The 25,808-nt window shown below is 59.0% G+C and carries 23 protein-coding genes; 5 read left to right on the forward strand and 18 right to left on the reverse strand.

The window, feature by feature from the left end; translation table 11 throughout:
* Positions 1 to 90 precede the first annotated feature (90 nt).
* The 8 genes from SCM96_07880 to SCM96_07915 all read right to left on the reverse strand — a co-directional run bounded on the left by SCM96_07880 (position 91) and on the right by SCM96_07915 (position 6,908).
* Positions 91 to 375: a DUF2007 domain-containing protein gene (locus tag SCM96_07880; GenBank protein ID MDW7760542.1), complete on the reverse strand. Its 285-nt coding sequence runs from the start codon at positions 373 to 375 to the stop codon at positions 91 to 93.
* Positions 273 to 794, reverse strand: coding sequence for an NUDIX hydrolase (locus SCM96_07885; GenBank protein ID MDW7760543.1), 522 nt, complete (start codon positions 792 to 794; stop codon positions 273 to 275). The genes SCM96_07880 and SCM96_07885 overlap by 103 nt, the downstream gene beginning before the upstream one ends.
* 310 nt (positions 795 to 1,104) lie before the next feature.
* A complete protein-coding gene (locus SCM96_07890; protein MDW7760544.1) occupies positions 1,105 to 1,602 on the reverse strand; it encodes a hypothetical protein in 498 nt (165 codons plus the stop codon).
* Positions 1,595 to 1,906, reverse strand: a complete 312-nt coding sequence (locus SCM96_07895) for a UPF0175 family protein (protein MDW7760545.1) — start codon at positions 1,904 to 1,906, stop codon at positions 1,595 to 1,597. The genes SCM96_07890 and SCM96_07895 overlap by 8 nt, the downstream gene beginning before the upstream one ends.
* Positions 1,907 to 1,962: 56 nt before the next feature.
* Positions 1,963 to 3,390 carry an ABC transporter permease gene (locus SCM96_07900; protein ID MDW7760546.1) on the reverse strand — a complete coding sequence of 476 codons (1,428 nt, stop codon included), beginning with the start codon at positions 3,388 to 3,390 and terminating at the stop codon, positions 1,963 to 1,965.
* An 18-nt stretch (positions 3,391 to 3,408) separates the two neighbouring features.
* Positions 3,409 to 4,653 (reverse strand): ABC transporter permease subunit, encoded by a 1,245-nt coding sequence (locus SCM96_07905; protein ID MDW7760547.1) that lies wholly within the window; start codon positions 4,651 to 4,653, stop codon positions 3,409 to 3,411.
* Between the two features lie 10 nt (positions 4,654 to 4,663).
* On the reverse strand, positions 4,664 to 5,389 hold the full coding sequence (locus SCM96_07910; protein ID MDW7760548.1) for an ABC transporter ATP-binding protein: 726 nt from the start codon (positions 5,387 to 5,389) through the stop codon (positions 4,664 to 4,666).
* A 31-nt stretch (positions 5,390 to 5,420) separates the two neighbouring features.
* On the reverse strand, positions 5,421 to 6,908 hold the full coding sequence (locus SCM96_07915; protein MDW7760549.1) for an NEW3 domain-containing protein: 1,488 nt from the start codon (positions 6,906 to 6,908) through the stop codon (positions 5,421 to 5,423).
* A gap of 305 nt (positions 6,909 to 7,213) precedes the next feature.
* Here SCM96_07915 and SCM96_07920 point away from each other — a divergent pair, with 305 nt between their 5' ends.
* Together SCM96_07920 and SCM96_07925 are read left to right on the forward strand one after the other, a co-directional pair.
* Positions 7,214 to 8,473, forward strand: coding sequence for an ATP-binding protein (locus SCM96_07920; GenBank protein ID MDW7760550.1), 1,260 nt, complete (start codon positions 7,214 to 7,216; stop codon positions 8,471 to 8,473).
* Positions 8,470 to 9,858, forward strand: coding sequence for a sigma-54 dependent transcriptional regulator (locus SCM96_07925; GenBank protein ID MDW7760551.1), 1,389 nt, complete (start codon positions 8,470 to 8,472; stop codon positions 9,856 to 9,858). The genes SCM96_07920 and SCM96_07925 overlap by 4 nt, the downstream gene beginning before the upstream one ends.
* A gap of 199 nt (positions 9,859 to 10,057) precedes the next feature.
* On the opposite strand, the gene SCM96_07930 is transcribed toward SCM96_07925, so the two are convergent.
* From SCM96_07930 to SCM96_07970, 9 genes are all read right to left on the reverse strand, one after another.
* Complete coding sequence (locus SCM96_07930) at positions 10,058 to 10,798, reverse strand: ABC transporter ATP-binding protein (GenBank protein MDW7760552.1); 741 nt, start codon at positions 10,796 to 10,798, stop codon at positions 10,058 to 10,060.
* A gap of 11 nt (positions 10,799 to 10,809) precedes the next feature.
* Positions 10,810 to 12,216, reverse strand: a complete 1,407-nt coding sequence (locus SCM96_07935) for an ABC transporter permease subunit (protein MDW7760553.1) — start codon at positions 12,214 to 12,216, stop codon at positions 10,810 to 10,812.
* A 232-nt stretch (positions 12,217 to 12,448) separates the two neighbouring features.
* Positions 12,449 to 13,579, reverse strand: a complete 1,131-nt coding sequence (locus SCM96_07940) for a 6-bladed beta-propeller (protein ID MDW7760554.1) — start codon at positions 13,577 to 13,579, stop codon at positions 12,449 to 12,451.
* A 68-nt stretch (positions 13,580 to 13,647) separates the two neighbouring features.
* A complete protein-coding gene (gene fbp / locus SCM96_07945) occupies positions 13,648 to 14,748 on the reverse strand; it encodes a fructose-1,6-bisphosphate aldolase/phosphatase (GenBank protein ID MDW7760555.1) in 1,101 nt (366 codons plus the stop codon).
* 156 nt (positions 14,749 to 14,904) lie between these two features.
* Entirely contained in the window at positions 14,905 to 16,224 is a 1,320-nt protein-coding gene (locus SCM96_07950; protein ID MDW7760556.1) for a peptidoglycan DD-metalloendopeptidase family protein, read from the reverse strand.
* A 9-nt stretch (positions 16,225 to 16,233) separates the two neighbouring features.
* Positions 16,234 to 16,989, reverse strand: coding sequence for a CDP-diacylglycerol--serine O-phosphatidyltransferase (gene pssA, locus SCM96_07955; GenBank protein MDW7760557.1), 756 nt, complete (start codon positions 16,987 to 16,989; stop codon positions 16,234 to 16,236).
* A complete protein-coding gene (locus tag SCM96_07960) occupies positions 16,986 to 17,615 on the reverse strand; it encodes a phosphatidylserine decarboxylase (GenBank protein ID MDW7760558.1) in 630 nt (209 codons plus the stop codon). The genes pssA and SCM96_07960 overlap by 4 nt, the downstream gene beginning before the upstream one ends.
* 55 nt (positions 17,616 to 17,670) lie before the next feature.
* Entirely contained in the window at positions 17,671 to 17,862 is a 192-nt protein-coding gene (locus SCM96_07965; protein MDW7760559.1) for a hypothetical protein, read from the reverse strand.
* A gap of 12 nt (positions 17,863 to 17,874) precedes the next feature.
* Complete coding sequence (locus tag SCM96_07970) at positions 17,875 to 18,405, reverse strand: peptidylprolyl isomerase (protein ID MDW7760560.1); 531 nt, start codon at positions 18,403 to 18,405, stop codon at positions 17,875 to 17,877.
* 518 nt (positions 18,406 to 18,923) lie between these two features.
* Between SCM96_07970 and SCM96_07975 the strand changes: the two genes are divergently transcribed.
* From SCM96_07975 to SCM96_07985, 3 genes are read left to right on the forward strand one after another with little or no spacing between them, the layout of a single operon-like run.
* Positions 18,924 to 20,198, forward strand: a complete 1,275-nt coding sequence (locus tag SCM96_07975; protein ID MDW7760561.1) for a TolC family protein — start codon at positions 18,924 to 18,926, stop codon at positions 20,196 to 20,198.
* Positions 20,191 to 21,465, forward strand: a complete 1,275-nt coding sequence (locus SCM96_07980; GenBank protein MDW7760562.1) for an efflux RND transporter periplasmic adaptor subunit — start codon at positions 20,191 to 20,193, stop codon at positions 21,463 to 21,465. Before SCM96_07975 ends, SCM96_07980 begins: the two co-directional genes overlap by 8 nt.
* A gap of 22 nt (positions 21,466 to 21,487) precedes the next feature.
* Positions 21,488 to 24,574 carry a CusA/CzcA family heavy metal efflux RND transporter gene (locus tag SCM96_07985; GenBank protein MDW7760563.1) on the forward strand — a complete coding sequence of 1,029 codons (3,087 nt, stop codon included), beginning with the start codon at positions 21,488 to 21,490 and terminating at the stop codon, positions 24,572 to 24,574.
* A 46-nt stretch (positions 24,575 to 24,620) separates the two neighbouring features.
* Here the strand turns inward: SCM96_07985 and SCM96_07990 are convergent, their stop codons facing one another.
* The gene (locus SCM96_07990; protein MDW7760564.1) at positions 24,621 to 25,610 is read right to left on the reverse strand and encodes a TGS domain-containing protein; all 990 of its coding nucleotides are present in this window, start codon (positions 25,608 to 25,610) and stop codon (positions 24,621 to 24,623) included.
* Between the last annotated feature and the right edge of the window lie 198 nt (positions 25,611 to 25,808).

Below are 25,808 nucleotides of genomic sequence, written 5' to 3' on the forward strand. Positions count from 1 at the left end.
GTCCGGATGGTTGCAAATCGACATCTGAGGTTGTTGATTGAGGCTGACGAGAAAAATGAGATCCGGGGGTTCCCGGCGGTGGATGCGGGGCTAGTCGGGGTCTTCTTCCAAATTGGGAAGTTCGTTGAGAAGCTCCATGGCCCGATCATAGTCCTTATCGCCGACAAAGACCCGGATTTCTCCCAAACCGTCAGCGGTGAAGGGATGGACGGACTGAACCACGCGTCCGCGCTGCAGGCTGGAGATGCCGTGGCTTTCGAGAAAGGCCTTGATTATGTCCGCTTCCGACGGGCCCCAGACCTTGCGGACTTCCCTGAGCTCGATTCCGGAGTCGGGGGCGGGTTTTTGGTTTTTATTGTCCGTGTTGTCGCACATGGTCGTCGTCCTTTCCCGGCGAAATATTCGTCGAGGATGCGGCCGTGGTCGAAGGCCAGGCGGGGAGGCAGGCCGGTTTTCGTGAAAACCCCCGCTTCCCGGGCGTCGTCGCGGGCGACGGGACGGCCTTCGGCCCGGGCGATATAAACCGTGGAGATCGTGTGAAACCGGGGGTCGCGCCTCGGATCCGAGTAGGTGTGAAACTGACGGACGAGGTCGACGGCCAGCGAAGTCTCCTCGAGGGCTTCGCGGGCCGCCGCCGCCTCCAGGGATTCGCCGGTATCGACGAATCCCCCGGGAAGAGCCCAGCCGTAAGGCGGGTTCTTCCTTTTGATAAGCACGATCCCGGTTTTACGGCCGTTGCGCATGACCTCGATGATGATGTCGACGGTCGGGAACGGGTTGCGGGGCTTTTGCATCTTCCCGCTCAGGATACAGGAACGCCTGCGGCCTGTCAAAACCGACCGAAACACGCCGTCCGGAATGGTCCGGCTATTCGATCAGCCGGGATACAGAGAATTGTATAACGACCTCGCATCCCTCCTCGTCAGGCTCGATCGCGTATGGCTTTCCCTTTTTGACGAACAGACTCCGGAAGACCGCGTGGTTATTCGAATAGTTATATCCGGAATGGCGGGTTCATCTCATTCGAAATTGGGGGACGAGGTTTTGGCGAGCTTCCGGCGGCCGATCGCGACCAGGTTCTTGACGAGGTCGATGGGCACCATTTTAGACAATGTTTTGAATCGATTGAACGGGCGAGAAGAAGCCGGCGGCGATCATCTTGTTAAGATGGACTTCGGCTGTCCCGGTGTTACAGACACCGGATCTCACGGCCTTGACCAGGATACCGACGGTTCCGGTCAGGAGAACGGCCAGCCGCCCCGCTTCGGCCCGGGCCACTCGATCGTCGGAGGCCAGACGGAAACCGCGGCATTTGGCGACGGCGATGCTCGATGCTTCCCCCAGACCCAGCGATATCGACAATGCCGAAAAGAGAGCTTTTTCTTTGGACGACCGCAGTCCCGTTTCTTTCATCCACCCGGCCCGAACAGCTTCCGGAATTCCGGCCAGGGCCGTATGACCGGCCTGGATTCCTCGAAGGATTTCCGCCGATATAAATTCCGTAATGATCGCGTCTCCTCTGTACATTTTTTCCAGAACAGGAAGCGCCCCGGACAGAGCGAAGTTGGAAACGACGCAGCTGTCGAATACGATTTCAGGCATGTTCCGCGTCGCCGGCGGTTTCACGACTTTGCGGACTGTTGAGCGGGACTCCGGCATCTCTCAAGTAAATCCTGGCAGTCACCGGATCGAGGCCCAGCACTTCCGCGGTTTTCCCAAGGCTGATTAATCCCTCCCGGAATGCGGCGACGGCGGTATCTCTCCTCTGTTCGAGGGGATCTTTTTTTTTGTAGGCCAGATCCAGGGCCTCTCGGACCATGTGGCCGAGAGTTTTGCCTTCCCTCCTGGCATAGGCCTTGACGGCCTTATGCTGACTTTCCGTGAGCAAAATATTTGTCCTTTTCATGGCGGCTCTCTATATGTGTAATATCATGTGTATATTAGTCGAAACGTCTTCGTTTGTCAACGGGGGTCGTAGCGGAGAAACGAAACGTAGGCGAGAGCGAAAAAGATGAGCCCATATCCGAAGAGCAGTCCCAGACCGGGCAGCGCCGCGCTCACCCGCCCGCTGAGCGCCTCCTCGCGGTATTCGAATCGGGGCCGGTCGCTCATGTCCACGGCCGTGTTCCACCAGTCCGCGGTCGGGTCCTTGGCCTGGAGTTCAGCCACCCTTTTCCTTACATAGTTGCCGAAATCCTCCCCCCAGAGACGGCTCAGCCTGCTGAAATGAGCCTGGTTCCGCAGGCCCGTCGAGGTCAGATCTGTGGCCGTAAAAGTGAAGACCGCGAGAGGAGAAGCCAAGGAAATCGTTCGGGCCAGCCGGGTTTGGGCCTCCTCCTTGAGGTCCGCCTCTCTCCTGACGGCGGCCATCTTCTCGCTTTGGATCCGGTTGGCCTCGTCCCAGGCTTCCTGGCTTGCCTTGGTCGCCGCCGCGAAAGCCTCCCTCGCCGCCGGATCCTGTTCCATGAGACGCTTCTTTTCATTTTCCGACAAGCGCTCAGCCAGAATCGGATACCGGGCGACAAGCCCGCTTAAACGTTCGGCCTGGAGCTTCCGCCCGAGCTTGTCACGCTCCGTGTCGCCCAGCCGCGCGGCTTCCCTCTCGACTTGGATCCGGGACGGCGTCGGGGCCAGGAATGATGCCGCATAAGGACTCAGATTGGGAATGACGAGAACAAGCAGGACCCAAACGAGAAGCGAAGTCATGATCGAGGATGAACTCGATTGATGGCGCGTCGAGATGAAGACGCCGAGGCTGTAGAATAACATCACATAGAAAACCGCCCCCAGAGTGACCATGGCCAATGCACCCCAGTCTTGCCCTTTCCAGGCGATGCCCGGGCGGATCAGAATGACAAGGAGGCTGACGACAAGGGACAAGAGGAAGGGCATGAGGAGAGTCAGCCCGCCTCCAGCGATCTTGGCCAGGATGATTCCGGGCCGGGCCAAGGCGTTGGCCAGCATGAGCTTCAACGTGCCGTCCTCCTTCTCGCCGCTGACGGCGTCGTAGGCGAAGATCAGGGCCGTCAGGCTCATGACGATGGTGACGATGAAGACAAGGTCGATGAGAGGGAACATGACCGGAAGAGGATCGTTGTCGAACTCCCCGAGGTTCGCATCCGCCGACAGTCCGCGGATGAGAGCGTGAAAGGGGATGGGCGCCTCCTCGGGCTGCAGGATGCCGCCGATCCGGTTGAAATGGGCGTAGTTCCGCATGTAGGTTTCGATCTCGGCCCGGCGCAGGGATGCGTCGTCGACCCGCCTGAGATAATCGTTGGTCAGGATGAATGTCGTAGCCGGAATGACGATCAGAAGAAGGAGCGTCGATACGACAAAACGAAACGACAGGATGTTGGCCAGAATCTCTTTCTTGACGAGCGTTGTCATCATGATTTCTCCATGGGGGCTTCAGCGGACGTCATATCTTACGAAGGCCGTATGGCTCAGGGCGAAAAAGAGGATGTTGAAAACGATCAGCCAGGCTGCGTCGAAGAGCGCTCCTCCGGTCAGAATACGGTCAAGCGGCCGGTATGTGTAGCGAAAAGCCGGATGGTCCGCCATCCCCGAATCCGGCGAGGCGAGCGTCCGGTCGAGCAGGCTGTTCTTATAGCGGACGACCTCGTTCTTGAATGCTCCTTCCTCGCCGACGCCCGTCCCGGCGATCTCGGTCGCCGCGTAGATGAAACCGGCCACGGGAGAGATGCGATTGATGGTCCTGGCCAGTTCGACCAGTCGGTCGAACCTGATCCTGTAGTCCGCCTCGATCGCGTCGTTCTCGGCGCTGATGGCCTTGATGTGCGAGGCCCGATCGCCTACGTCCCGGGTGAGGAGGAGAATTTCCCGGGTCCAGATTTGGCTGCGCTTTTCGCTCAGCGCCCGGACCGACGGCACTTCAACCGCCTGACGCGCGATAAGCGTTCCCAGGTTCGGCAGAATGAAGACGAGGAGGGCCCAGATGAAGAGCAGAATGACGAGGGAGCTCGAAGCCCGCCGGGTCAATGTCGAGACGAGGATCCCCAGACTCAGGAAAAAGGCAATGTAGAAGAGGGTCAGAATAAGAATGAGGCCCAGTCGCAGGGCCTGGTCCGCGGACAGGCGGATGGCCGGATCGAGATTGACCACGGCTGTGCCGAGCATTGTCACCAGGAAAAATGGGATGGCCAAGGTCAGGAAATTGCCGAGCCATTTCCCGGCCAGGATCCCGCCCCTCGAAGCCGGGTTGGCCAGCATCAGGCGCAGCGTGCCGGCTTCTTTTTCCCGGCTAACCTGGTCGAAACCGAAGAGGAGGGCGACGAGCGAGAGGATGACCCGGACGATATAAAGGAAATCGGGGGCCGGGAAGAAGGCGAAGACGGCGTTGCCCGATTTCTGACCGGATCGGACATGGATACCGATAATGCTGACCTCGAAGGACCGGGCCATGGCTTCGTCCAGGCCCTTGGCAAAGATCGACAGAGGATTGGGTGGATTGACGGCGATGGGCTCTCCGGGCTTTGGCCGGATAAGGCTGTAGTCGGCCAGCCGCTCCTTGTAATCCCGGGCCATGACGAAAAAACTCGTCACGACCAGGACGGCCGTTAGCAGGATGACGACGTAGAATTTATAGCTCAGAAGGTTCGAGAGAATTTCTTTCTTGATAACGGCGCTGATCATGGTCGGACCTTCATGATAAAGCCGGCGGCTCGGACTTCATGTAGTCGATGTAGATCTTGACGAGGTCCTCGTACTGGAGCTCCTCCCGGGTCCGCTCCATGACCAGGCGGCCTTCCTTCATGATCCCGACCCGATCGCCGATCTCCTTGGCCCTGAAAATGTCATGGGTCGACATCAGAATGGACTTGCCCTCATTTTTGAGCTCGGTCATGATCTCGAGAAACTCTTCGGCCGCTTTGGGATCGAGGCCCGAGGTCGGCTCATCCAGCAAAACGGCCGGGGCGTCCTTGATGATGGCGATGGAAATGCCCAGCTTCTGCCGCATGCCCTTGGAGAAGGTCTTGACCCGCTGGGTGAAGGCCTTCTCCTGGAGAGAGACCCGGCGCATGACCCGGTCGTAGTCTTCTTTCGCCAGGCCGGTCTTACCGCCGAGTTTGGCGAAGAAGTCGAGGTTCTGGCGGGCCGTGAAGTTGCCGTATAGCATGACGTTCTCGGAAACGAAGGCCACGAATTTCTTGGCCTCGAGCGGATCCCTGGTGACGTCGATTCCATTGATGAAACATGTCCCGGTCGTCGGCGGGATGAAGTTCAGAAACAGATTAATGGTCGTCGTCTTTCCTGCACCGTTGGCCCCGAGCAGGCAGTAGAGTTCCCCCGGACGGACTTCCAGGTTCAGATGATTCAGGGCCAGAACGCCGTCCTCGTAACGCTTGGACAGGTCATCGGCCTTCAGGATAGGCTGTCGATCGGTCATGATGTTCTCCTCATTATCTTCGCGTCAGCTTGATGCCGAAGACGACGATGCCGACGAGCAGGCCCACAAGAAGAAGAACCAGGGCCCCGATGCCGAGAACGTTCGTCTTCGAACCGAGATGGATGCGGACGATCTTGTCGAGGGATTCCACCCTCCGGTTGTCGGCGATGGAATCGGTCCGGATCTTGGGTTCGTAATCGCCGACAGAGACGTCCGCGGGCGGGACGAACCGGATCCGGACGACCTCGTCCTTGTTTTGTTCGAGAACCGGGATGAGGTCGGGAACGATTTCCGCCCGCCAGTTGAGCGGCAGGTCGCAGAACACGCGCACGTTGTTGAGCGTGCGGGTTCCCGTGTTCTTGATGGTGACGTCCATGTCCACGGTCTCCCCGACCTTGATCTCGTGGTAGAGATTCAAAGCCTGGACCTCGACCCGGGGCACGCCGCGGGGAATGATCTCGAGCTTGGCGCCTCCCGATTTCAGGCTCTCGATCTCCTCATCGGTCACGAATCCACCGCCGTCGCGGGCCTGGATCTCGCGGAGCGCCAGGGTCTGCTCATTGTCGAGCGCCAGGACGTGGAACTCGAGGGGCTTATCGAGTACGACCCGGCTGTCCGGGTTTTTGGGCAGAAACAACTTCAGGGCCAGGTTCAGGCTGGTCACCCCTTCGCTGAACATGATCTGCGACAGCCTTGCCCCCGTCCGCGGATCCGAGAACTCGTGGGTGAGCTGGGGCGGCAGGTTGACGGCTTCGAGCTTGAAGACGTTGGCTTCGCCGCTGAACTTTTCGAGCGACAGGTCGTAGGTCGCCGTGCTTTCGAGGTCCGCTTCCTGGGAGAACTGGGGTGAGTTGATGGTCACGAGATTGGCGCTGACGCCCTTCTGGAGGTAGACCGAGGTGACCTCCGTCTTGCCGGAGTAGGCGACACTGATATCCAGATTCTCGACGTCGCGGAGGAGGCCGAACGTCGCGTCCCGCTCCGTTTCAAGCGGCATCGAGGCGATCGTCTTCTCGTACGGGTCGGAGATGATCTTGCCCTCCGAGAGAAGCGAGACATGGACGTCCTTGATCTCCTTCATGAAGTCGAGCGGAAACAGGTCCTCAGCGCTGATATTCAGGTTGGCCAGTTCCTTGAGTTCCTTGGACGAATAGCGGAGCGCGACCCGGACGAATTTCCTGCCGGACCGGTCCTGGAACTTAACCGCGCCGGCCACCGAGATGCGGGCCTCGCTTCCCATGAAACTGATGAGGGCTTGCTGGTAGTCGACCTGGGCCTGGAGGTAGTAGGTCCGCGTCAGGGAGAATTCCGCCTCCGAGATCAGTCCCGATTCCTTCATGCTGAGCGCCCTGTCGAAATCGCCCTTTTTCTGCTCGAGCTGCAGTTGCGAGCTTTTCAGTCTCAGCAGTTTCAGAGACTGGGATTCCTGCGATTGTGCGAACAGCATGAACCCGAGGATGAGAACCGTGATGAGGATCACGAAATATTTAAGGATTTTCATATGGCATCTCCATTCGTTCGCTTAGAATAATGCAAACGCGGTGCCAAATCTCCGCTTTTCGCGAGACCGGAATTAAAAATGCCGTCAACGGAGTCTTTCTTGGGGATCAACGGAGGGATTGAAACGCTCATAAAGGCCCGGTTTTTGCATTAGGATGAATTCGCAGCAAGAATGCAGAGCAAACTCGGCATCATGCGTCACTACGGTTACCCAAGACCGGGAAAGCCGTTACCCATTTTCCCCGTTTTCCCGCTTTTTACTTTCGTTGGGGTTTGGGGTATCCTCTTGATTCAGGAGTCAGCATCATGACGAGTGTGTTGCGCAGGATCCGCGGTTTTCTCGGGAGCCGGAAACGCCCGGCCGTTCCCGCAAAGACCGTATTCCGCGATTTCACGGAGAGTCTCAATCTCATCGAGGATTTCGACCTCATCGCCCGGAACATGCTGGGCACGATCAAGGAAGCCGTTGCCTGGGATCGCCTGGTTCTGTTTATTTATGACGGCGACCTCGGGTTGTTCCGGGTCGGCGCCGCATCCGGATATGATGCCGATCATCTCAAGGGCCTGACCCTGTCGGGTCAGGATAAACTTGTCAAGTGGCTCAAGGTCAACAGGGCACATCTCGATATCGGGCGTCAAGCCGGGGTCTTCGGGTATTTGGAGGATAAAGACAAGGAGGTCATCGGCAGGCTTGACCTCGCGTTCTGCTTCCCGATCCTGTCCATGAATCGGCTGATCGGGGTTCTCTGTGTCGGATCCGGTAAATCGAAAATTGGATTTTCCGGGCAGGAGATCTCATTCATCGAGGCCGTCATGCCCCAGGCCGGCATCGCCCTCGAAAACGCCCTTCTCTATAAGGAACAGCGGGAACGCGTCCGGCGCATGTTGCGGGCCGACCGGCTGGCCACGATCGGCGAACTGGCCGCCGGGGCCGCCCACGAAATCCGCAACCCTCTGACGTCCATCAAATCCTCTCTCCAGTACCTGGAGACCCGTTGCCGCGAAGAGACCGAGAGGAAGCTTCTCGGCGTCGCCCTCAGAGAGACCGACCGGATCGATGAGATCCTGGTCGCGCTTCTCTCTTTCTCCAGGCCGTCCATGATCACAAAGGAGGCTTGCGACATCGCGGCGCTGCTCGAAGAAAGCGTGGCCCTCATTTCCATCCAGGCCCGAACCCGGCAGGTGGACATCCGGACCGTTTTCCCGCCTTCCCCCGTCATCGTCGCGGCCGACAAGTCCCAGATCAAGCAGCTCTTCCTGAATGTGTTTCTCAACGCCGTTCAAGCCATGGAGACCGGCGGAACGCTTTCGGTCGAGATCACTCGGCTTGGAGAAGGACGGATCCGGGTCCGGGTTTCCGATACGGGGCCGGGAATTTCCGAAGTGGATCTCGAAAAAATTTTCGATCCCTTTTTCACGACCAAAAAGGGCGGAACGGGGCTGGGGCTTTCGATCTGCTATACGATCGTCAAGGCGCATGGAGGAGAGATCGAATTTTTCAGCCGTCCCGGAGAGGGGACGACGGCCCTTATCACATTGCCGTCGCCGAGCGGGAGGAAGCCATGAATGAACGCATTCTGATCATCGACGACGAGAAGAGCATCCGGGAGGTCTTCCCGATCCTGCTCGGTGACCACGGTTTCGAGGTGGAAACGGCCGGGGACGGCCGGAGCGGCATTGAGAAAACCCGTCTCTTCGAACCCGACGTCGTCCTTCTCGACATGAATCTTCCCGATATGTCCGGGCTCGATGTCCTGGCCGGACTCCGGGAGATCCGGCCTCCCGCCGAAATCATCATCATCACGGCCTTCGGCAACATCCGGAACGCCGTCGAGGCCGTCAAACTCGGCGCTTACGCCTACCTGGAAAAACCCGTCGACAACGAAGAACTCATGCTCAACATCTCGCGCATTCTCGAGATCCGAAATCTCAGACATCAAGTTGAAACTCTTCGTTCGGAATTGTCTTCCCGCTTCCGGTTTTCGAACATCGTCGGGACATCGGGACGTATGAATTCGGTTTTCCAGCTCATGGAAAAGATCAGCCGGGTCGACGGGACGGTCCTGATCACGGGTGAAAGCGGCACGGGCAAGGAACTTGCGGCCCGGGCCGTCCATTTCGCCGGGCCGCGCCGGGACGGGCCGTTCGTCGTCGTCAACTGCGGCGCCGTGCCCCGCGACCTCATCGAGTCGGAATTCTTCGGCCATGTCAAAGGCGCCTTCACGGATGCCCGGGCCGACAAGATCGGCAAATTCGAACTGGCCCACACGGGAACAATTTTTCTCGATGAGGTCGGCGAACTCTCCCAGGAAGCCCAGGTCAAACTCCTGCGGGCTCTCGGCGAAAGGGAGATCATCCGGATCGGCGGGACGCAGACCGTTCCGGTGGACGTGCGCGTCATCGCGGCGACGAACAAGAACCTCGAAGAGGAAGTCCGCAAGGGAAGCTTTCGGGAGGACCTCTATTTCCGGCTGGCCGTCCTGTCCCTCCGTCTTCCGCCGTTGAGGGAGAGAGTCGATGACATCCCCCCGCTGGTCGATCACTTTGTCCGGAAATATTCCGGAGAACTCGGCAAAACCTTCGCGGGGTTCACATCCGGCGCCCTGGCCCGTCTGATCTCCTACGCCTGGCCGGGGAATGTCCGCGAACTCGAGAATGTCGTCTACGAAGCCCTGGTCATGTCCGAAGGCGAATGGGTGGACGAGGCGGCTCTTCCGGCCAGGATCCGGACCGGAGGATTCGTTCCGGCATCCCGGGATCCCGCCGCCGCTCCTCCCGCATCCATGAAAGAGGAATCGCAGCGAGCCGCCGCCCGGACCGAAAGAGATCTCATCCTTGAGGCTCTTCGCCAAGCAGGCGGAAACCGAACCCGGGCGGCCCGGATTCTGGGTGTGAGCCGCAAGACCCTGTTCAACAAAATGACGGCGCTCGACATCCGCTGGCCGTCATAAATCAACGTCTTACGATTTTGCCTTGGCCATCCGGCCGAACGGGGACTGTCGAAACGCGGTTTCCCAGCGAGCTTGACGCCTGGCGGAATAACCCCGCGGCTCACCGCGGGGAGCCGGGTGTCGGGGAACCCAAGGGGGTATGCCCTCTTGGTCGCAGCACGGGATTCTAACCCGCGCGAGAACGGGAGGACCCGGGACATCAGCCGAAGACCGATGTCCCGGCCTGCGCCGGCTGCTCCTCCATGTACTGGATATAGAGGTCGGTCAGGTCCGCCCCCTCCAGATCCTTGGCGGTTTTCAGCATCACCAGCCGCCCCTTTCGCATGAAACCGACACGGTCGGCGATGAGCTTGGCCCGGAAGATATCGTGGGTGGACATGAACACGGACTTCCCCCGGTCGCGCATTTGAAGGAGAATCTCGAGAAACTCCCGACCCGACTGGGGATCGAGGCCGGAGGTCGGCTCGTCGAGCAGGACGTTCGGTGCGTCCTTGACCAAGGCGATGGCGATGCCCAGCTTCTGGCGCATGCCTTTCGAGAAATTTTTGACCCGTCGGTCGAAGGCCTCTTTCTGGAGACCGACGCGCCCGAGGACATCGGCGTAATCGGACTTGGCCAGGGTCCTCTTTCCGGCCAGGCGGCTGAAGTAGTCCAGATTCTGGATCGCCGTAAAGTTGCCGTAGAGCATGACGTTCTCGGAGACGAAGGAAACGTGCCGCTTGGCCCGCAGGGGATCTTTGTGAACATCGATGTCCTCGATAAGGACCGTCCCCGATGTCGGGGGGATGAACCCGAGGAACAGGTTGATGGTCGTCGTCTTCCCGGCTCCATTGGCCCCGAACATGCAGAAGATCTCTCCCGGCTCGACCTTCAGGTTCAGCGAGTCCAGGGCCAGCATTCCGTCTTCATAGCGTTTTGTCAGGTTGATGGTTTCGAGCATGGCGGCACTCCTCAGCGGACGTCGTATCGGAGGAACGACACGTAGGCTCCGACGAAAAAGATCATGATCATGACGAACATCAGGACGAAATCGGGAAGCGTCCTGACAAGCGATTGGGTCAGCCCCTCCGGTTCGAGCACATGCCGGGGCATATCTTCAATCGAGATGGCGGCCAGTTCCCCCGTCTGGAAGTTGATGCTTTCCCCCATCTTGGAGTTGATCCACTTCGTGTAGATGGGTTTGAAGGCCCGAACTGAGGCCAGGAACCGGTCGTACTCGTCGATCCCCGTCCTGGCCAGGGTCATGGAGCCGAAGGTCAGGGCCGAGGCCGGCGAGATTCGGGACAGGTTGACGGCCAGGTTCTGCTGGACGCTTTTTTTCAACTGATAATCCCTCTCGATGGCCACATTGTTGGCGTCGATCCTATCGGTCAGTTCCTGTTGATAGGCCTCGATGTAACTTCGGAACCGTTCCTGGAAGCCCTTGGGGTCCTTGTCCGCGTCGGCCTTGTTCTGTTGGACCCACTCCCGGGCCGTCTTCTGGCCTTCCTGCTGGATCTGCTGAAGGAAGGCGTCCTTCTTGGCTGTAACCTCGTGGACCGAGGGGATGGGCCGGACCTGCCCGGCGGTGATGACCGCCGCCTTGGGAATAACCATGACGATAACCACCCAGGCGAAAAGGAGAACCAGGAAGCTTGTCGAGGACCGGCTGGTCCGGGCCGAGACGAATAGGCCGAGGCTGAAGAAGACCGACAGGTAGAGGAAAAACATCAGAAAGATGAGCAGGAGCCGGATCCAGTCCCCCCCTCCAAGGTGGATGTTGGGGGCGATCAGCAGGATGAGCAGGCTCATGATGAGCGGGATCAGAAGGGGGATGAGCAGACTGATATAGCCGCCGATGGCCTTGCCCAGTATCAGGCGGTCCCGCGGCACATCGTTCGACAGGGCCAGTTTCAGAGTTCCCCGCTCCTTCTCGCCGACGATGGCGTCGTAGGTGAAGAGGATGGCGAACAGGCTGAGGACGATCTTGACGATGAACATCAGGTCCAGCGGTCCGAAGACGGCGAAGACCGGATTGCTGCTGTACTTGGAATCGATCAGATTGGGATCTGCGGCGATGTTGACCGGCGCGACCCGGCCGACGGCTTCCTCGATGCCGTTGACGATCGTCCCCAGCACCTGCGGCGGCTTGTTGATTTTGACCCCGATACCCGCCAGGGAGTTATAGTTCGGCTGGCTCTCCAGATTCTTCTTGTTGAGAGCCAGCGCCGCCGTGTACTCCTTGCGCTCCGCCGCAAAGTTGGTCACTCCCGTGTAAACCGAGAGCAGGATGAGAATTGTGCAGAGCAGGAAGGTGAAAACGAACTTCGGGCTGGTGATGTTGTCCAGGATTTCTTTTCGGATGATGTCTCTGAGCATGGCCCCCCCTCGTTTGGAAATCTCAAAACATGCGATTATTCATACGGAAAGCCGGCCCGATGGTTATCGTCCGGCTGGACGACTCGGACCGGCCCGGCGCCGCGGATACTCCCGAGGTTTCTCCGGCGACTTGATGACCGGCGGACAAGCCCCGCGCTTTGCCGCGGTGAGCCGGGTGTCGGGGGATCAAAAGGGGCATACCCCTGTGGTCGCAGCGCGGGCTCAAAACTCGTTATTCAATCAGCCAAGTTACGGAGTATTGTTTGACGACATCGTATCCCTCATCGTCGGGTTCGATCGCGTAAAGCTTTCCCTTTTTGAGGATTCGGGTCTTGGGATTGATCAGATCCGCATGCCGGGGCAGCGGTGCACGGCCGATGAAACGGCCTTCGGCGTCGAAAATGTCATGAATATCCTCTTTGCGATCGGACGTCTGCTCCCATGTCTGAACGAAAATCTGTCCGAGATCGTCGACAATGAGGCTCCGGAAGGCCGCATGATTTTTCGAATAGACATTTCCGGCGTGGCTGATGCCGGGCGGCGTGCGCCGGGACTCGAATTCGTCGATGTCTTCCCGGCTCACAGGAACAGGCTTATGATCACGAAGAATTCTGCGGACGAGAGAGCCTTCGGCATCGAGGACCAGGAGTTCATATTCCCTCGGGTCTCCGACGATCAGAAAGTTCCGGCCGGCCTGTGCCCATCTCAGCCGGGAACTGAAGGGATTGGGATCGCGGGGGGCCGGCCGGGAGAAGATCTCGGTTCTCGCTCCGGTCTGAGATTCGATGCGAACCAACCGCTCCATGCGGTCCAGAGGGGACATTTCCGACAGGGTGAACCGGTCTTGTGAATCAGCTGTGGCGGACCACGTTACTGCCCAGGATGGAATTCTCGCCGAATCGAGGTGTCCTCCCGCCAAGTCGAACCAGTGCAGATAGTGTCCTCCAAAAACCGCCACCTTGTCGCTTTCGGGTGGAAGACAAATGTTTCCGGCGAAATCGAGCTCTCCGGGGCCCTGGCCTTGGCGGCCGAATGATCGCAGATACCGGCCTTCGGCATCGAAGACCTTGACAAAAGGTTCGCGGTTATCAAGAACGAACACGTTTCCGTTCTCATCGACCGCCAGGGACCGAGGAATCACCAGAATCGATTCGTCCGAAGCGCCCGCTCCGCCGATCGTCCAATCCTCCGTGAGAGCGAGCGCGGGCCCGGGATGAACCGGTTCCATGGGATTCCGGACGATCGTAACTCCGTCTTCATGATCGATCCGACCCTTCCATGCGCCGGCGGCGGTTTCCCGGTCCGCGCATCCGGCCCCCGCAACCAGCACAACGGCCGCAAAAATTGCCAGGCGATGTCTCATCGTCCACCTCTCCGCAGTTTTTGCAAGGCGGAACTTCATCCGCGCGTCAACAGGGCTCGTGATCGGCGTCAATCCCGCAGCGTGAAGCGTTTTTCGAGCTCGGCCAGTTTTTCGACGACGCCGCCGTATTCGAGTTCGCTGTAGGGCAGCATGGCCGCCCCCGAGAATCCCTGTCTGCGAATGGCATCGGCTTTGGCCGAGACCTGAAGCCGGACGGCGTCCCAGTAGGGGTGGTCGAAGACGTCGGCCGGTTCGGTCAGTTTTCCGTTGTGGACACAAAAAGCGGCGCCGGTGACGACCGGAGGGCCGTCGAAGTAGGAGACCGTGGCATTGAGCTTGCAGGGCATGAGAGGGCCGATGTGGCTTCCGCGCATGAAACCGGCCACGTAGTGCCCGATGGAGAAGGGCGCCAGGACCTCGCCCGTCGCCGGGAATTCGCCCTGGACGCGGACCAGGGCGACGGGATCGTCCTTGCCCGTGTATTTTCCGGCGATGTTGTGGAGGCGCGTCGTCGACACGGCCGCCGCCTGGTTGCCCGTGGCCCGGGAATAGATCCCTTCGACGACGTAGCGCTCGTTGTCGCGGAGAAGGGCGGCGATATTGTAGAGATCTTCCGGTGTGTTCAGGTCGATGACCTTGTCCTTTTCCGTGTAACCGACGTCGATGATCCGGAAGGTATAACCTTGGCTCATTTTGGGGCTGAGAATGAGCCCGGCGCAGTACATCGGGTCGGCGAAACCGAGATAGAGAGGAAGATTGTAAGCCCCGGGGTCGGTCTTGTCGGCCGCAAACATGACGAAGGGCTCGTTGGGCCGCTCGTCAAATTCCATTTCGGCCACTGCAGGGCCCATGCCCTTGATGTTGCCGCTGAAGGCGTCCTTGAGAAGATCCTGCCCCGCGCCGTAGAGGCCCTGTCCTTTGGCAGCTTCCGTTCCGGTCTTGAAAGCGTCCCAAGCCAGGCGGTGCACGTCGGCGTTGACCGGGCCGCCTTTGTGGGTGCAGAGGATAGCGATATCGTCGCCGGTCGACCCGATGAATGAATCGATCAGGATGTCCTTTCCGTTTTCCCGAACATGGTCCCGGACGGATTCCATCACGACCTTGCTCGGCATGATATGCCCTCCGATACTGCCGATATCGGCCTTGAGAATGGAAAGAGTGATACGCATAAAGACCTCCCTGGCTGAATGGTTGATACCCTCAAGATAGGAACCGGAACCCTCCTTGTCAACCCTATCAGGGTTCTTGTCGACGTCACGCCAGATTTCCGGCTCAATTTTGTATGGCCGGCTCAAGAGAGAAGGCCGGCGCTGAAAAAAAGGAGATCAAAACGAACTGACGCTCCCGGCGCTGAAGATCGCGGGTGCCGGAATGTTGAGGGCATAGAGGAACCGCGCGGCTTCCTCCCGGAACGCCGCGCGGAGTTCCTCTCTCAGGGGGGCGGCCGGTTCGAAACGGCTGCTCAGGGGATTGATGAAGCGGCCGTATTGGGAAATCCGATAATCCAGGTGAGGTCCCGTCGACTCGCCCGACGATCCGACATAGCCGATCGTCTGCCCGGCCTGGACACGAACTCCCTGCCGGATGCCTTTCGCATATCCCCGGAGATGAAGGTAGCTTGTCTCGTACCCGTTCTTGTGGCGGATCCGGATCATGCGGCCCGCAGCTCCGCTCCATCCGGCAAAGACCACGGTTCCATCGCCTGTGGCCTGGACCGTTGTCCCGACAGGCGCCGCATAATCGACACCGTAATGTGGCCGATAGACCTTGCGGATCGGGTGCAGACGGCTGTGACTGAAGCGTGATGTGATGCGGGCGAACTTGATGGGGGTGCGAAGAAATTCACGCTTCAGGGAATTGCCGTCCGCATCGTAATAATCCGCCTTCCCCGTCTCCGGATCGGTGAAGCGGAAGGCGCGGAAGGTTTTTCCCCGGTTGGTGAACTCGGCGGCCAGAATATTCCTGTATCCGGCGAAATCGCCTTCGAGGAATCTCTTCTCAAACAGAATCCGGAAGGCGTCGCCGGGTTGGATATCCGTGTGAAAATCGATGTCCCAGCCGAAGATATCTTCGGCCAGACTGAGGGCGAGGATGTCGCTTTCGCCGGCCCGGTTGACGGCGAGGATGAGGCTGTCCCGGATTTCCCCCCAGACGACGGCCAAATGGTCTTCGAAGGGAAATTCCCGGATTTCGGCCGAGATGTCATCGGCGGCTTTTGAGACCACAAGATACGTTTTCCCGTCGATATCATATTCCAGACAGTCCCAGTCATCTTCGGAAAAGAAAAGACGGAATTCGTGTCCCGTCCGGATTCTGGAAAGATCATAAGCCGGACGCGAGGCTTCCCGGATGCGATGGACGTCGGCGGCTGAGAATCCCTGATCCTGAAGGATGGCGGCCAGGGTTCGGCCGCGGCCGATCGTTTCCCTGTGTTCCCGAAGCGGCGCGGCGGCCTCTTCCGCGGGAATCGGCGGCCATGAATCCGGAAGAGCGGCGGGATGCTTGGTGCTTCGTATCAGGAATGCTCCGGACAGGACGGCCGCGGCGAGGAGAATGAGAACCGGAAGGAAACGAAAAATTCTTCGGAATGCCGTCTTTGGTCTTCGAATCCGGATGCGAAGGGTCTTCTTTTTGATCTCCGTCATCGGCATCCGTTATTCGACGGGCTTGACGGCGACCGGATCCTCAGACTTTTGTTTTTTTTTCAGCATTCTGATTAAGGCCTGAAACGGTCCGGAAAGAGCATTCATTCCGAAAAAGACGAGCAAAAAGATCTTGTGATAAAAAACCAAACCGCCCAGGATGACGGCCATGAAAAGAACGGTCCGTGCGCTGATTTTCCGCCGGAAATTGATGTTGAGGTAGTTTTTATAGGGGATGGCGCTGACCATGCAGAGCGCCAGGAAGAGAGTCAATCCGGCCATGGGCAGGGCTTCCCAGAGGCTCGAAAGGCTGGCCGGCAAAAAAATCACGACCGACGCCAGGAAAAGAGATGCGGAGGGAACGGTCAAACCCTGGTAAGTCCTCCGGTCCGGCTGGGCCTTCGTCCGGATGTTGTAGCGGGCGAGGCGGATGACGGCGGCGGCCAGAAAAAGAAAACTCACAACGAGTCCCAGAGTTTGAAGGTTTTTCAGGCCCCAGAAGTAGAGAAGAAACGAGGCGGCCGCACCGAAAGACACGGTGTCGGAGAGGGAGTCGAGCTGGATGCCGAAGTCGGATCCGGCGTCCGTCATTCGGGCGACGATGCCGTCCATGGCATCGAAGATCGCGGCGATGATGATCAAAAAGGCCGCCAAGCGGTACCGGCCGTGAAAGGTCATCAGGATGCTCAGAAACCCGCAAAACAGGTTGGAGAGCGTAAAGAGGCTGGGGAGAAGAAAAATCTCTCCGTAGGCTTTCCTGACTTTCATTGGGAAATCTCCGCAATCACGCTGATGCCGGCCTTGACCTTTTGTCCTTCGGTGACCCGGATGTCCGCTTCGGGGGGCAGATGGAGTTCCACGCGGGAACCGAAGTACATCAAACCGATGCGCTGGCCCTTGGTGACGGTGTCGCCGGCGCGGACGAAACACTTGATGCGGCGGGCCGCGACGCCGACGATCTGGCGGATCAGAAGATCTCCCGCGGGCCCTTTGAGAACGATGGTGTTGGATTCGTTGCTCACCGCGGCTTCGTCCCGGTAGGCGGGCAGAAACTTGCCGGGATGGTAATCGACATGTTCCACCCTGCCGGCGACGGGCGAGCGCGTGACGTGGACATCCAGGAGAGAGAGAAAAATGCTGATGCGCTTGATGGGCGGACGTTCATCTCCGGGCGAGACCTCATCCTCGATCTTGACGACTTTCCCGTCGGCGGGTGCGACGATCAAGTGATCGCCGGGGGGGGATGTCCGGACCGGGTCACGGAAGAAAAAGAGCAGAGCCAGTCCGAGCAGGAGAAAAACAACGGCCGGGACCCTCCAGCCGATCACTCCCATCAGGACGACGAGAAGAATAGCCGGCAAAATGAAGGTCCAACCTTCTTTGGCGATGATCATGTCTTTCCTCATACCGGAAATTATCATACTCCACGGACGGGGAAGAGTGCAATCGTCATCCGGAGCGACGTTTGCGCCGGATTTCCTTCATGACCGGCTTGTGCAGGACAAGGAAGTAGTAAACGGCCAGAATGCCCAGGAGCAGAAGGCCCCGGGATGTCTCGCCTCTGACAAGAGACAGGACGGTATAGATGAGAGCGGCCGCAAGGCCCAGAAGATGAACGAAGGCGAAAATCCAATCGAACACTTTTTGGACGGATCAGTCGGCCCGCCGCGCCGAGGTGATGACGATGGGCTCCCGGGGAACGTCCTGGTGGCCCCGCCGGGTTCCGGTCTTTACGGCGGCGATGGCGTCGACGACATCCATTCCGGAGACGACCGTGCCGAAGACACAGTAACCGTAGCCTTCAAGGGGGCGGTTTTTGTGATTCAGCGAATGATTGTCCGCGAGATTGATGAAAAATTGTGATGTCGCGCTATGGACATCTTCCGCCGTCCGGGCCATGGCCAGAGTCCCCCGGCTGTTCTTCAGTCCGTTGGCGGCCTCATTTCGGATCGGATCCCGGCCCGGCTTCTCGGACATGTCCGCGGTGTGGCCGCCGGCCTGGATCATGAAACCGGGGATCACCCGGTGAAAAATCGTTCCGTCGTAAAACGTCTCGTCGACATAGGCCAGAAAGTTCTTGACCGTTCCGGGCGCCTTGTCGGCTTGGAGTTCGATCACGATTTCGCCCAGGGTTGTGGATAGAACGACCTTGGGATTGGCTTGGGTGGTTTGGGTGAATGTCATGGCCAGAGCCGCCGCGCCGCAAAGACAGGTTGCAAGAATCGTTTTTCCCGACATGTTTTCCTCCCGCAACAAAATACCACAGGTCGGAATGGCGGACAAGAAGCCCTATGATTGAAACATCAGATTCTGTATAATACATAAAGACATGAAGGCGTTTCAGAATTCTCAGGATAGACCCCGAAATCCGGTTCGAGCTTTTTTCCGTGTGGAAATCCTGGGAATTCTGCTGGTCTTTACGTCTCTCAGCCTGTTCATCAATTTTTTTCATACGGATACGGGTCATCCCGGGGGATCTCCCTGTCCCGCTTGTCATTTCCTTAACAGCTCACTGACGGAAGGTCCCGCCCTGTTCTCCTATTTTCCGCACATGTGCTGTGTCGGCTTTTCGGAATCGGCGGATATTGTTGCGACGCGGGATCTCTTCCTGATCTCACGGCTGTCCCGGTCTCCTCCTCCGGCCTGAGTGTCGTCACTCGGGTCTTTTTTGAAATTCTTCGTTCTTGGACCGAGGAGGAGGCATGACCGGGAAAAGAAAAATCATTCTGTCGGCCGTCGCTGCCGCAGCCGTCCTGATCGTGTCGGACGGACATGCGGAAAAATCCGCCTGGACGCTGAAACGCTGTGTCGAAGAAGCGCTCGCCCGGAATCCTCTCATTCTTTCTTCAATCGATCAGCACGAGGCCGCACTGGCCCGAGTCAATCAGGCGGGCGCGCTTCCACAGCCCGGCCTGGATTTCGATTTTGATCTTCAGCCGAAGCTTTTCGATTTTCGGGGTTCGGGTGAATCCTATTACGGCGTCAGCCAGCTTATCGAATTTCCGGGAAAAAGACGTCTCCGAAGGACGATCGCCGTCCGGGAAGCCCAGGAAGTCCGGGCCGATATCGATCTGTTGAAGCTCGACGTGGCTCTCCAGGTCAAAGAGGCTTTTTACGGGCTTCTTCTGGCCTCGGAAAACCTGCGGCTGGCCCGGCAGAATCTTGAGCTCACCCGGGATTTTTTGGAAAAAACCGAATGGAAGCATGCGGAAGGCGCTGTGGCGCGTGTCGATGTTTTAAGAGCCCGGGTCGAGGATCTCAAAGCGGCGAATGACGTCAAAACGGCCGAAAACGAAGTCCGTCTGGCCCGGGCCGCCCTGAACGTCATTCTGTCCCGGGACCGGAATGCCCCTTTGGACATTCAGGAGGGACATCGTCCGAACGGGACGGATCTTCCGCCTCTGGAGGCCTTCCTGGATCGGGCCATGTCTTTGCGTCCCGAGATCTTCAGGCTCCGGCTGGCCATGGATAGGGAGTCCATGAAAAAAACCCAGGGTTATATGGAGTATCTTCCGGATTTTGAAATAGGCCTTTCCCGGCACAGAATCACGGGCGAGAAGACGACCTGGGACTTTACGCTGTCGCTGCCCATTCCCCTGTTTTTCTGGCAGCCCCGCCGGGGGGAAATTGCCGAGGCCGAGGCTCTGGTCCGTTCGCTGCAAAAAGAAATGGGCTATACGGAAATGATCGTCGGTCTTGAGTTGGAAGAGGCCTACTCCCGGGCCGCGACGGCCGTCGATCAGATCCGGCTTTTCGAGGAGGATATTCTGGCCGAGGCGGAGGAGGCCTATCACATGTTTCTTTTCAGCTATCAGGAGGGGGAGATCGGCGGCATGGAGCTTATCGACGCCCGCCGCACCCTGATCGATGTGAGACAATCCTATGCCGAGGCGCTGCACAATTACGGCCTGACGCTGTCTCTCCTAGAGAGAGCCGCAGGACTGCTGACGGATTCGATCGGAGACAACAATGACTAGAAAAACCCTTGTGATATTGGGAATGGCCGTTTTTTGGATGATCGCGGCCGGCGGATGTGCGCGCTCACCCGAATCCGGCCCGGAGGTTGCGGATCTGTCCCAAATGGATCCGGATTCTCCCGGACGCTCGGATCGTCTCCCACCCGGTCGAGGGGAGAGGGGCCGGGCTCCGGGCCGGAGGTTCGGCCCGGCCTGGGCGTTTTCCGATCGCGTCATCCTGACGGAAGAGGAAAAGGAATTCCTGGAATTGACGACCGCTCCGGCCGTCCTCCGGCCCATGCGGGACACATTGGAAGCCATGGGCAAAGTCCTGGCTCATCCCATGGGCAAGGCGATTGTCAGCTATGCCTTCCCGGCCCGGATCTCGGACATCCATGTCCGGGTCGGCGATTGGGTCCTGGCCGGACGTCCCCTGGTCTCCCTCCAGAGCGAAGAAGTCGGAACGGCGAAGTCGGCGTTTTACAAGGCCGCGGCCGATTTCGAACTCGCGCAGAGCAACCATGAGCGAGAAAAGAGGCTCTTCGATCGGGGCGTCGGGGCCCAGAAGAACCTGATGGTCGCCGAGGCGGAACTGAAGAGCGCCCGGGCCGAGCTCAATGGCGCCGAAAAGAAGCTGCATGTCCTGGGCTTCACGGAGGAACAGGTCCGAGTCATTGCGGAAACCCATCAGATAAGCCCTTCGATCACACTTCACGCGCCTCTGGAGGGTCGTGTGGCGATCAGCAACGCGGTCCTCGGAGCCATGGTCGATCAGGCGACGGAGATCCTTGTTCTGATCGACCCCGGCGTTCTCGGTGTGGATGCCGAGATCTTCGAGAAAGACATCGCCCGCGTTCGGCAGGGACAGATCGTCCGCGTCTCGGTTCCCGCCTACCCGGGCGAAGTTTTCGAGGGCAATCTCTGCCATGTCGGAGACATCATGAACGAAGAGACGCGGACGATCACCATCCGGACAGAGGTGGCCAATCCCGAACACAAGCTCAAACCCGGGATGTTCGCCTCCGTCAGGATCCAATTGAACGGCGATGGACAAGTCCTGGCCGTTCCCGCCGAGGCCGTTCTCGAGGAAGGAGATGCGCGGGTCGTTTTCGTCAAACGGGAGGGCGAGTTCGCCCCCCGTGTGATCCGAACCGGCATCAAGGAAGACGGCTTTCTGGAAGTTCTGGACGGGCTGGAACCGGGAGATGTCGTCGTCACCCGCGGTCATTTCCAGTTGAAGTCGAAGCTTCTCGACGATGTTCTGATGTCGTCGGGCCATACCCATTGAGAACCGGAAGAGCGAGAGCGACATGATCGACAGGCTTATCGATTTTGCCCTCAAACACAGGTTGCTGACGGTTCTTCTCCTGGGTCTCGTCGGCCTCTGGGCGGCCGCGGCCTACATCCGGATGCCCAAGGACATTTATCCCGACCTGAACGCCCCGCTGGTGAATGTCATCACGGAAAATCCCGGCATGGCTTCGGAGGATGTGGAACGGCTCATTTCCTATCCCCTGGAAAGTCTTCTTTCGGGGGCGCCGTATGTCACGCGGGTCCGCTCCGAATCGACGACCGGCGACTCCGTCATCACGGTGGAATTCGACTGGGGAACGGACATTTACCTGGCCCGCCAGATCGTCTCCAGCAAGCTGGAACTCATTTCCGGCCGTTTGCCGCAGGGAACAAGCGTCCCCATTCTCGGTCCGGTCTCATCCCGGATGGGCGAGGTCTTTGAATTTGCCGTCGTCGGCGAGGACGATTCCGTCGACCCTGTCGAACTCCGCTCCGTCGCCGACTGGACCGTCCGCCACAGGCTCCAGGGCGTCCCCGGCGTCTCCTTCGTCATCAACCTCGGGGGCTACATCCGGCAGTTCCAGGTTCTCCTGAAGCCCGAACGGCTGAGCAACTACGGCATCACCGTGGACGAGGTCCGGGAAGCCCTCGAGCAATCCAACCGGAATTTTTCCGGCGGCGTCATCACCCGCGGACCCCAGGAAATTCTGATCAAGGGGCTCGGCCGGATCGAGGTCCTTGAGGATATCGGGGACTCCGTGATCAGCGTGCGGGGGAACGTCCCGGTGCGTGTCCGCGATGTCGCCGACGTTCGGGAAGGGACTAAATTCCGGAGGGAGTCGGGCGGGTACAACGGACGGGAAGCCGTCTATGTCACCGTCGAGAAGCAATACGGCGGGGACACGCTGAAGGCCATCGCCAACATGAAGGAGGCTCTGGCCGGAATCGCACGGGACCTCCCTCCCGGCATTTCGATCCGACCGTTTTACGACCAGTCCGTGCTGATTCTGAAATCCATTCAGCACGTCGAGGTTTCCATATTCCAGGGCGCCCTGCTCATTGTCGTCGTCATGATGATTTTCATGGGGAATCTCAGAAGCTCTCTCATCGCCTCCCTGACCATCCCGCTGTCCATTCTGGTGGCGATCGTTTTCATGGATTTCTTCGGTGTGGCCCTGACCGTCATGTCGATCGGAGGTCTGGCCATCGGGATTGGAAAGATGGCCAACGGATCGATCATCATGGTGGAAAACATCGTCCGTCTTCTCAAGGAAAAAGAGGGACAGGCCACAGTCTCCGATATCGTTTCCGAAGCCGCCAAGGACGTGGGCCGCTATCTCTTCTCGGCCAGCGTCATCATCATTCTCGTCTTTCTGCCGCTTCTCACGCTCCAAGGTCTCGAGGGGGCCATGTTCCGGCCGACGGCCTTCGCCGTGGCTGCGGCGCTTTTCGGCGCCATGATCCTCAACCTGACGCTTCAGCCGATTCTGGCCGCGGTCTTTCTGGGCGGAAAAAACCTGAAGATCCGACGAAGCCGGCTGAACGAGGTCCTGGAACGGTTTTACGTTCGGGTTCTCGCCGCCGCTCTGCCCCGGAAAAATATTTTGATTGCGATCTTCGTCGTGTTGATCCTCGGTGCCGGCGTCACATACAATTTCCTGGGCAAGGAGTTTGTGCCGCCGCTTGACGAAGGAGCCATCATGGCCTCGACGGTCATGCTTCCCGAAACCTCCCTGGAGGAATCCGTCCGCATGGGACGGCGCATCGAACGCCTCTTTATGGAATTTCCCGAGGTCGTCGCCGTGGCCCGGACGACGGGCACGGCCGAGGCCTCCGAACACCTCCACCCGGTGAATCACAGCCACTACAACATCCAGCTTCTGCCCCGGGAAAAACGCAAGCGCGGATTCGAGGAGATCACCGCGGCCATGCGTCTCGAGCTCGACAAGATTCCCGGCATCGCCTATATCTTCGAGCAGCCCATTTCCAACAAGCTGGCCGAAATGCTGACCGGAACCGAAGGCGAGCTTTCCGTCAAGCTCTTCGGAACCGATCTCGAGATCATGAATGACAAGATCGAGGACATCCGCCATGTGCTTGCGGAAATCCGGGGCGTGGCCGATCTCCAGATCGAACAGACGGCCGGAGTTCCCCAGCTTGTCATCCGCCTGAACCGGGAAAAGCTGGCCCGCTTCGGCATCCCGGTCGCCCAGGTCGCGGATACGGTCGAAACGGCGCTCAACGGCCTCGAGGCCACGGATGTTTTCGAGACCGACCGCGTGACCTCGGTTCTCGTCCGTCTCGACGAGGCCTATCGCAACGATGAAAACGCCATCCGCAACCTCTTGATCGCGGCTCCCGGCGGAGAAAGGATCCCGCTCGCCGAACTGGCCGACATCTACCGCGACGAAGGCCCCCAGACCATATTCCGGGAGAATCTGATGCGCCGGAAAATCGCCCTCTGCAATGTCGTCGGACGCGACATCGGCGGCTTTGTCGATGAGGCCCGGATCCGGATCACCGAAGAGGTCGATCTGCCGCCGGGGTATTACGTCACCTTCGGCGGCCAGTATGAAAGCCAGCAAAGCGCTCTCCGGCACCTGACGCTGCTCATGATCCTGGTCGTCCTGGTCATCTTCGTCATCCTCTTTACCTCGCTCGGATCCGTCCGCCAATCCCTGCTGATCATCCTCAACATTCCGTCCACTCTGATCGGCGGCATTCTGGGGCTTCTGATCGCCGGACAGTCCATCAACGTCTCCTCCACCATCGGGTTGATCGCCCTTTTCGGAATCTGCGTCCAGAACGACGTCATCATGGTGGCCAAGATCAATGATTTCCGCCGGCGCGGTCTCCGGTTGAGAGACGCCGTCGTCAAGGGCGCTTTGACGAAATTCCGGCCCATTCTCATGACCGATTTGGTCATGATCGTCGGGGTGTTGCCCCTTGCCCTGAGCGTGACGACGGGCGCCGAACTCCATCGCCCGCTGGCCGTCGTCTATATCGGGGGATTTTTCTTCGCCATCTTCCTCCGGCTGATCATGGTGCCCGTCCTTTATGAAGCCCTGTGCAAAAAGGATGCGGTTTCCGAAAAAGCGTCTTGATGAAGCGGAGTCCGGATCGGCCGGCGAAAGATGAACTGGCCCGGCGTCAGATGTGCAGCTCGACGGTGTCCTCGTCCTCCAGAGGATAATCCCGGGTGACCCGGAGACCGTCCAATCCTTTGGCGTTCCAGACGCGGGCGTAATTCAACTTTTCCTTGAAGTCCTTATGGACGGCCCGGGCCATGTCCATCACGGTGCTTCCTTTCCGGAGAGTGAAGGGGGAGTCGGTATCCGGTTTTTTCCCCGGAATTTTGCTGTAGACACGGACGATCCCGAGAAGGTCGAAAAGACTCCGCCTCAGATCTTCCAGGCCCTCCCCTGAAAGCGCTGAAACGCGATGTCGAGTGAAGGCCCCTTCGAGAAGAAGGGACATCTCCTCGAACCGTTCGGTCGCCCCGGGAAGATCGATCTTGTTGGCGACCAGAAGGGTTTTTTTGACAAACGGGATTTTTTCCGGGGGGATGTCGGCATCGGGCGCGGCGAATTCGATCCGTTTTTCGCCCAGTTTGCGGATGATGCCGTCCATAACGGCCGCTCCGTCCGGGTCGCCCAAGTCGGCCGTCAGGCAGACGGCGTCGGCCGCCTTGACGGTCTCCGGAAACCAGGTTTCCATGTATTCGGCGGAGACCGGCGGTGAGTCGACAAGCTGGATGCGGATGTTGAGATACGGCATCATGAAGGGCGATGCGGCCCGCGTCGTGAACGGATAATCCGCGGTTTCGACATCGGCTCCCGTCAGTTCCCGGATGATTTTCGATTTGCCTGCATTGGGAGGGCCGGCGAAGACGATCTGTCCGGCGCCGGATTTTTCGACCCGGTGGCTCGGGCCGCGGCGGGCGGCCGCCGGGCGTCTCTGCATTTCATCGCGGAGCTTGGCGGCTTTGGTTTTATAGAGCGCGAGCAGCTTTTCCGTTCCCTTGTGTTTGGGGATGATGGACAGAAGCTTTTCGTAGATTTCGATCTTTTCCCGGGGAGTTTTTGCCGTGCGGAGTGTGCGTTCGACTTCGAAATATTCGGGGGGCAGATTGGCCGGCATGAACACCTCCGTGCGGTGAGATTATACCCCAGGGCGGCGCGTTTATCCATATGGAACTGTCCCGCGGCGAGGTTCGATCGGATCTTCGGGACGGGTCCGGGATCGCCCCGCAAACCATGACCGGGAGGTCGATTCGGGGAGTTTTTCGGGGTGTTTTTGGGCCAAGTCCTCCAGGGCCGCGCCCGGCGCTCCGTAAAG

Source organism: Acidobacteriota bacterium, assembly GCA_033549365.1.
GTDB lineage: Bacteria > Acidobacteriota > Aminicenantia > Aminicenantales > Saccharicenantaceae > JAWSUF01.

Bases quoted from the DNA above. Each gene is read 5' to 3' on its own strand.
- SCM96_07880 (MDW7760542.1), bottom strand. From the start codon at position 375: ATGTGCGACAACACGGACAATAAAAACCAAAAACCCGCCCCCGACTCC.
- SCM96_07885 (MDW7760543.1), bottom strand. From the start codon at position 794: ATGCAAAAGCCCCGCAACCCGTTCCCGACCGTCGACATCATCATCGAG.
- SCM96_07890 (MDW7760544.1), bottom strand. From the start codon at position 1,602: ATGCCTGAAATCGTATTCGACAGCTGCGTCGTTTCCAACTTCGCTCTG.
- SCM96_07895 (MDW7760545.1), bottom strand. From the start codon at position 1,906: ATGAAAAGGACAAATATTTTGCTCACGGAAAGTCAGCATAAGGCCGTC.
- SCM96_07900 (MDW7760546.1), bottom strand. From the start codon at position 3,390: ATGATGACAACGCTCGTCAAGAAAGAGATTCTGGCCAACATCCTGTCG.
- SCM96_07905 (MDW7760547.1), bottom strand. From the start codon at position 4,653: ATGATCAGCGCCGTTATCAAGAAAGAAATTCTCTCGAACCTTCTGAGC.
- SCM96_07915 (MDW7760549.1), bottom strand. From the start codon at position 6,908: ATGAAAATCCTTAAATATTTCGTGATCCTCATCACGGTTCTCATCCTC.
- SCM96_07920 (MDW7760550.1), top strand. From the start codon at position 7,214: ATGACGAGTGTGTTGCGCAGGATCCGCGGTTTTCTCGGGAGCCGGAAA.
- SCM96_07925 (MDW7760551.1), top strand. From the start codon at position 8,470: ATGAATGAACGCATTCTGATCATCGACGACGAGAAGAGCATCCGGGAG.
- SCM96_07930 (MDW7760552.1), bottom strand. From the start codon at position 10,798: ATGCTCGAAACCATCAACCTGACAAAACGCTATGAAGACGGAATGCTG.
- SCM96_07935 (MDW7760553.1), bottom strand. From the start codon at position 12,216: ATGCTCAGAGACATCATCCGAAAAGAAATCCTGGACAACATCACCAGC.
- SCM96_07940 (MDW7760554.1), bottom strand. From the start codon at position 13,579: ATGAGACATCGCCTGGCAATTTTTGCGGCCGTTGTGCTGGTTGCGGGG.
- fbp (MDW7760555.1), bottom strand. From the start codon at position 14,748: ATGCGTATCACTCTTTCCATTCTCAAGGCCGATATCGGCAGTATCGGA.
- SCM96_07950 (MDW7760556.1), bottom strand. From the start codon at position 16,224: ATGACGGAGATCAAAAAGAAGACCCTTCGCATCCGGATTCGAAGACCA.
- pssA (MDW7760557.1), bottom strand. From the start codon at position 16,989: ATGAAAGTCAGGAAAGCCTACGGAGAGATTTTTCTTCTCCCCAGCCTC.
- SCM96_07960 (MDW7760558.1), bottom strand. From the start codon at position 17,615: ATGATCATCGCCAAAGAAGGTTGGACCTTCATTTTGCCGGCTATTCTT.
- SCM96_07970 (MDW7760560.1), bottom strand. From the start codon at position 18,405: ATGACATTCACCCAAACCACCCAAGCCAATCCCAAGGTCGTTCTATCC.
- SCM96_07975 (MDW7760561.1), top strand. From the start codon at position 18,924: ATGACCGGGAAAAGAAAAATCATTCTGTCGGCCGTCGCTGCCGCAGCC.
- SCM96_07980 (MDW7760562.1), top strand. From the start codon at position 20,191: ATGACTAGAAAAACCCTTGTGATATTGGGAATGGCCGTTTTTTGGATG.
- SCM96_07985 (MDW7760563.1), top strand. From the start codon at position 21,488: ATGATCGACAGGCTTATCGATTTTGCCCTCAAACACAGGTTGCTGACG.
- SCM96_07990 (MDW7760564.1), bottom strand. From the start codon at position 25,610: ATGCCGGCCAATCTGCCCCCCGAATATTTCGAAGTCGAACGCACACTC.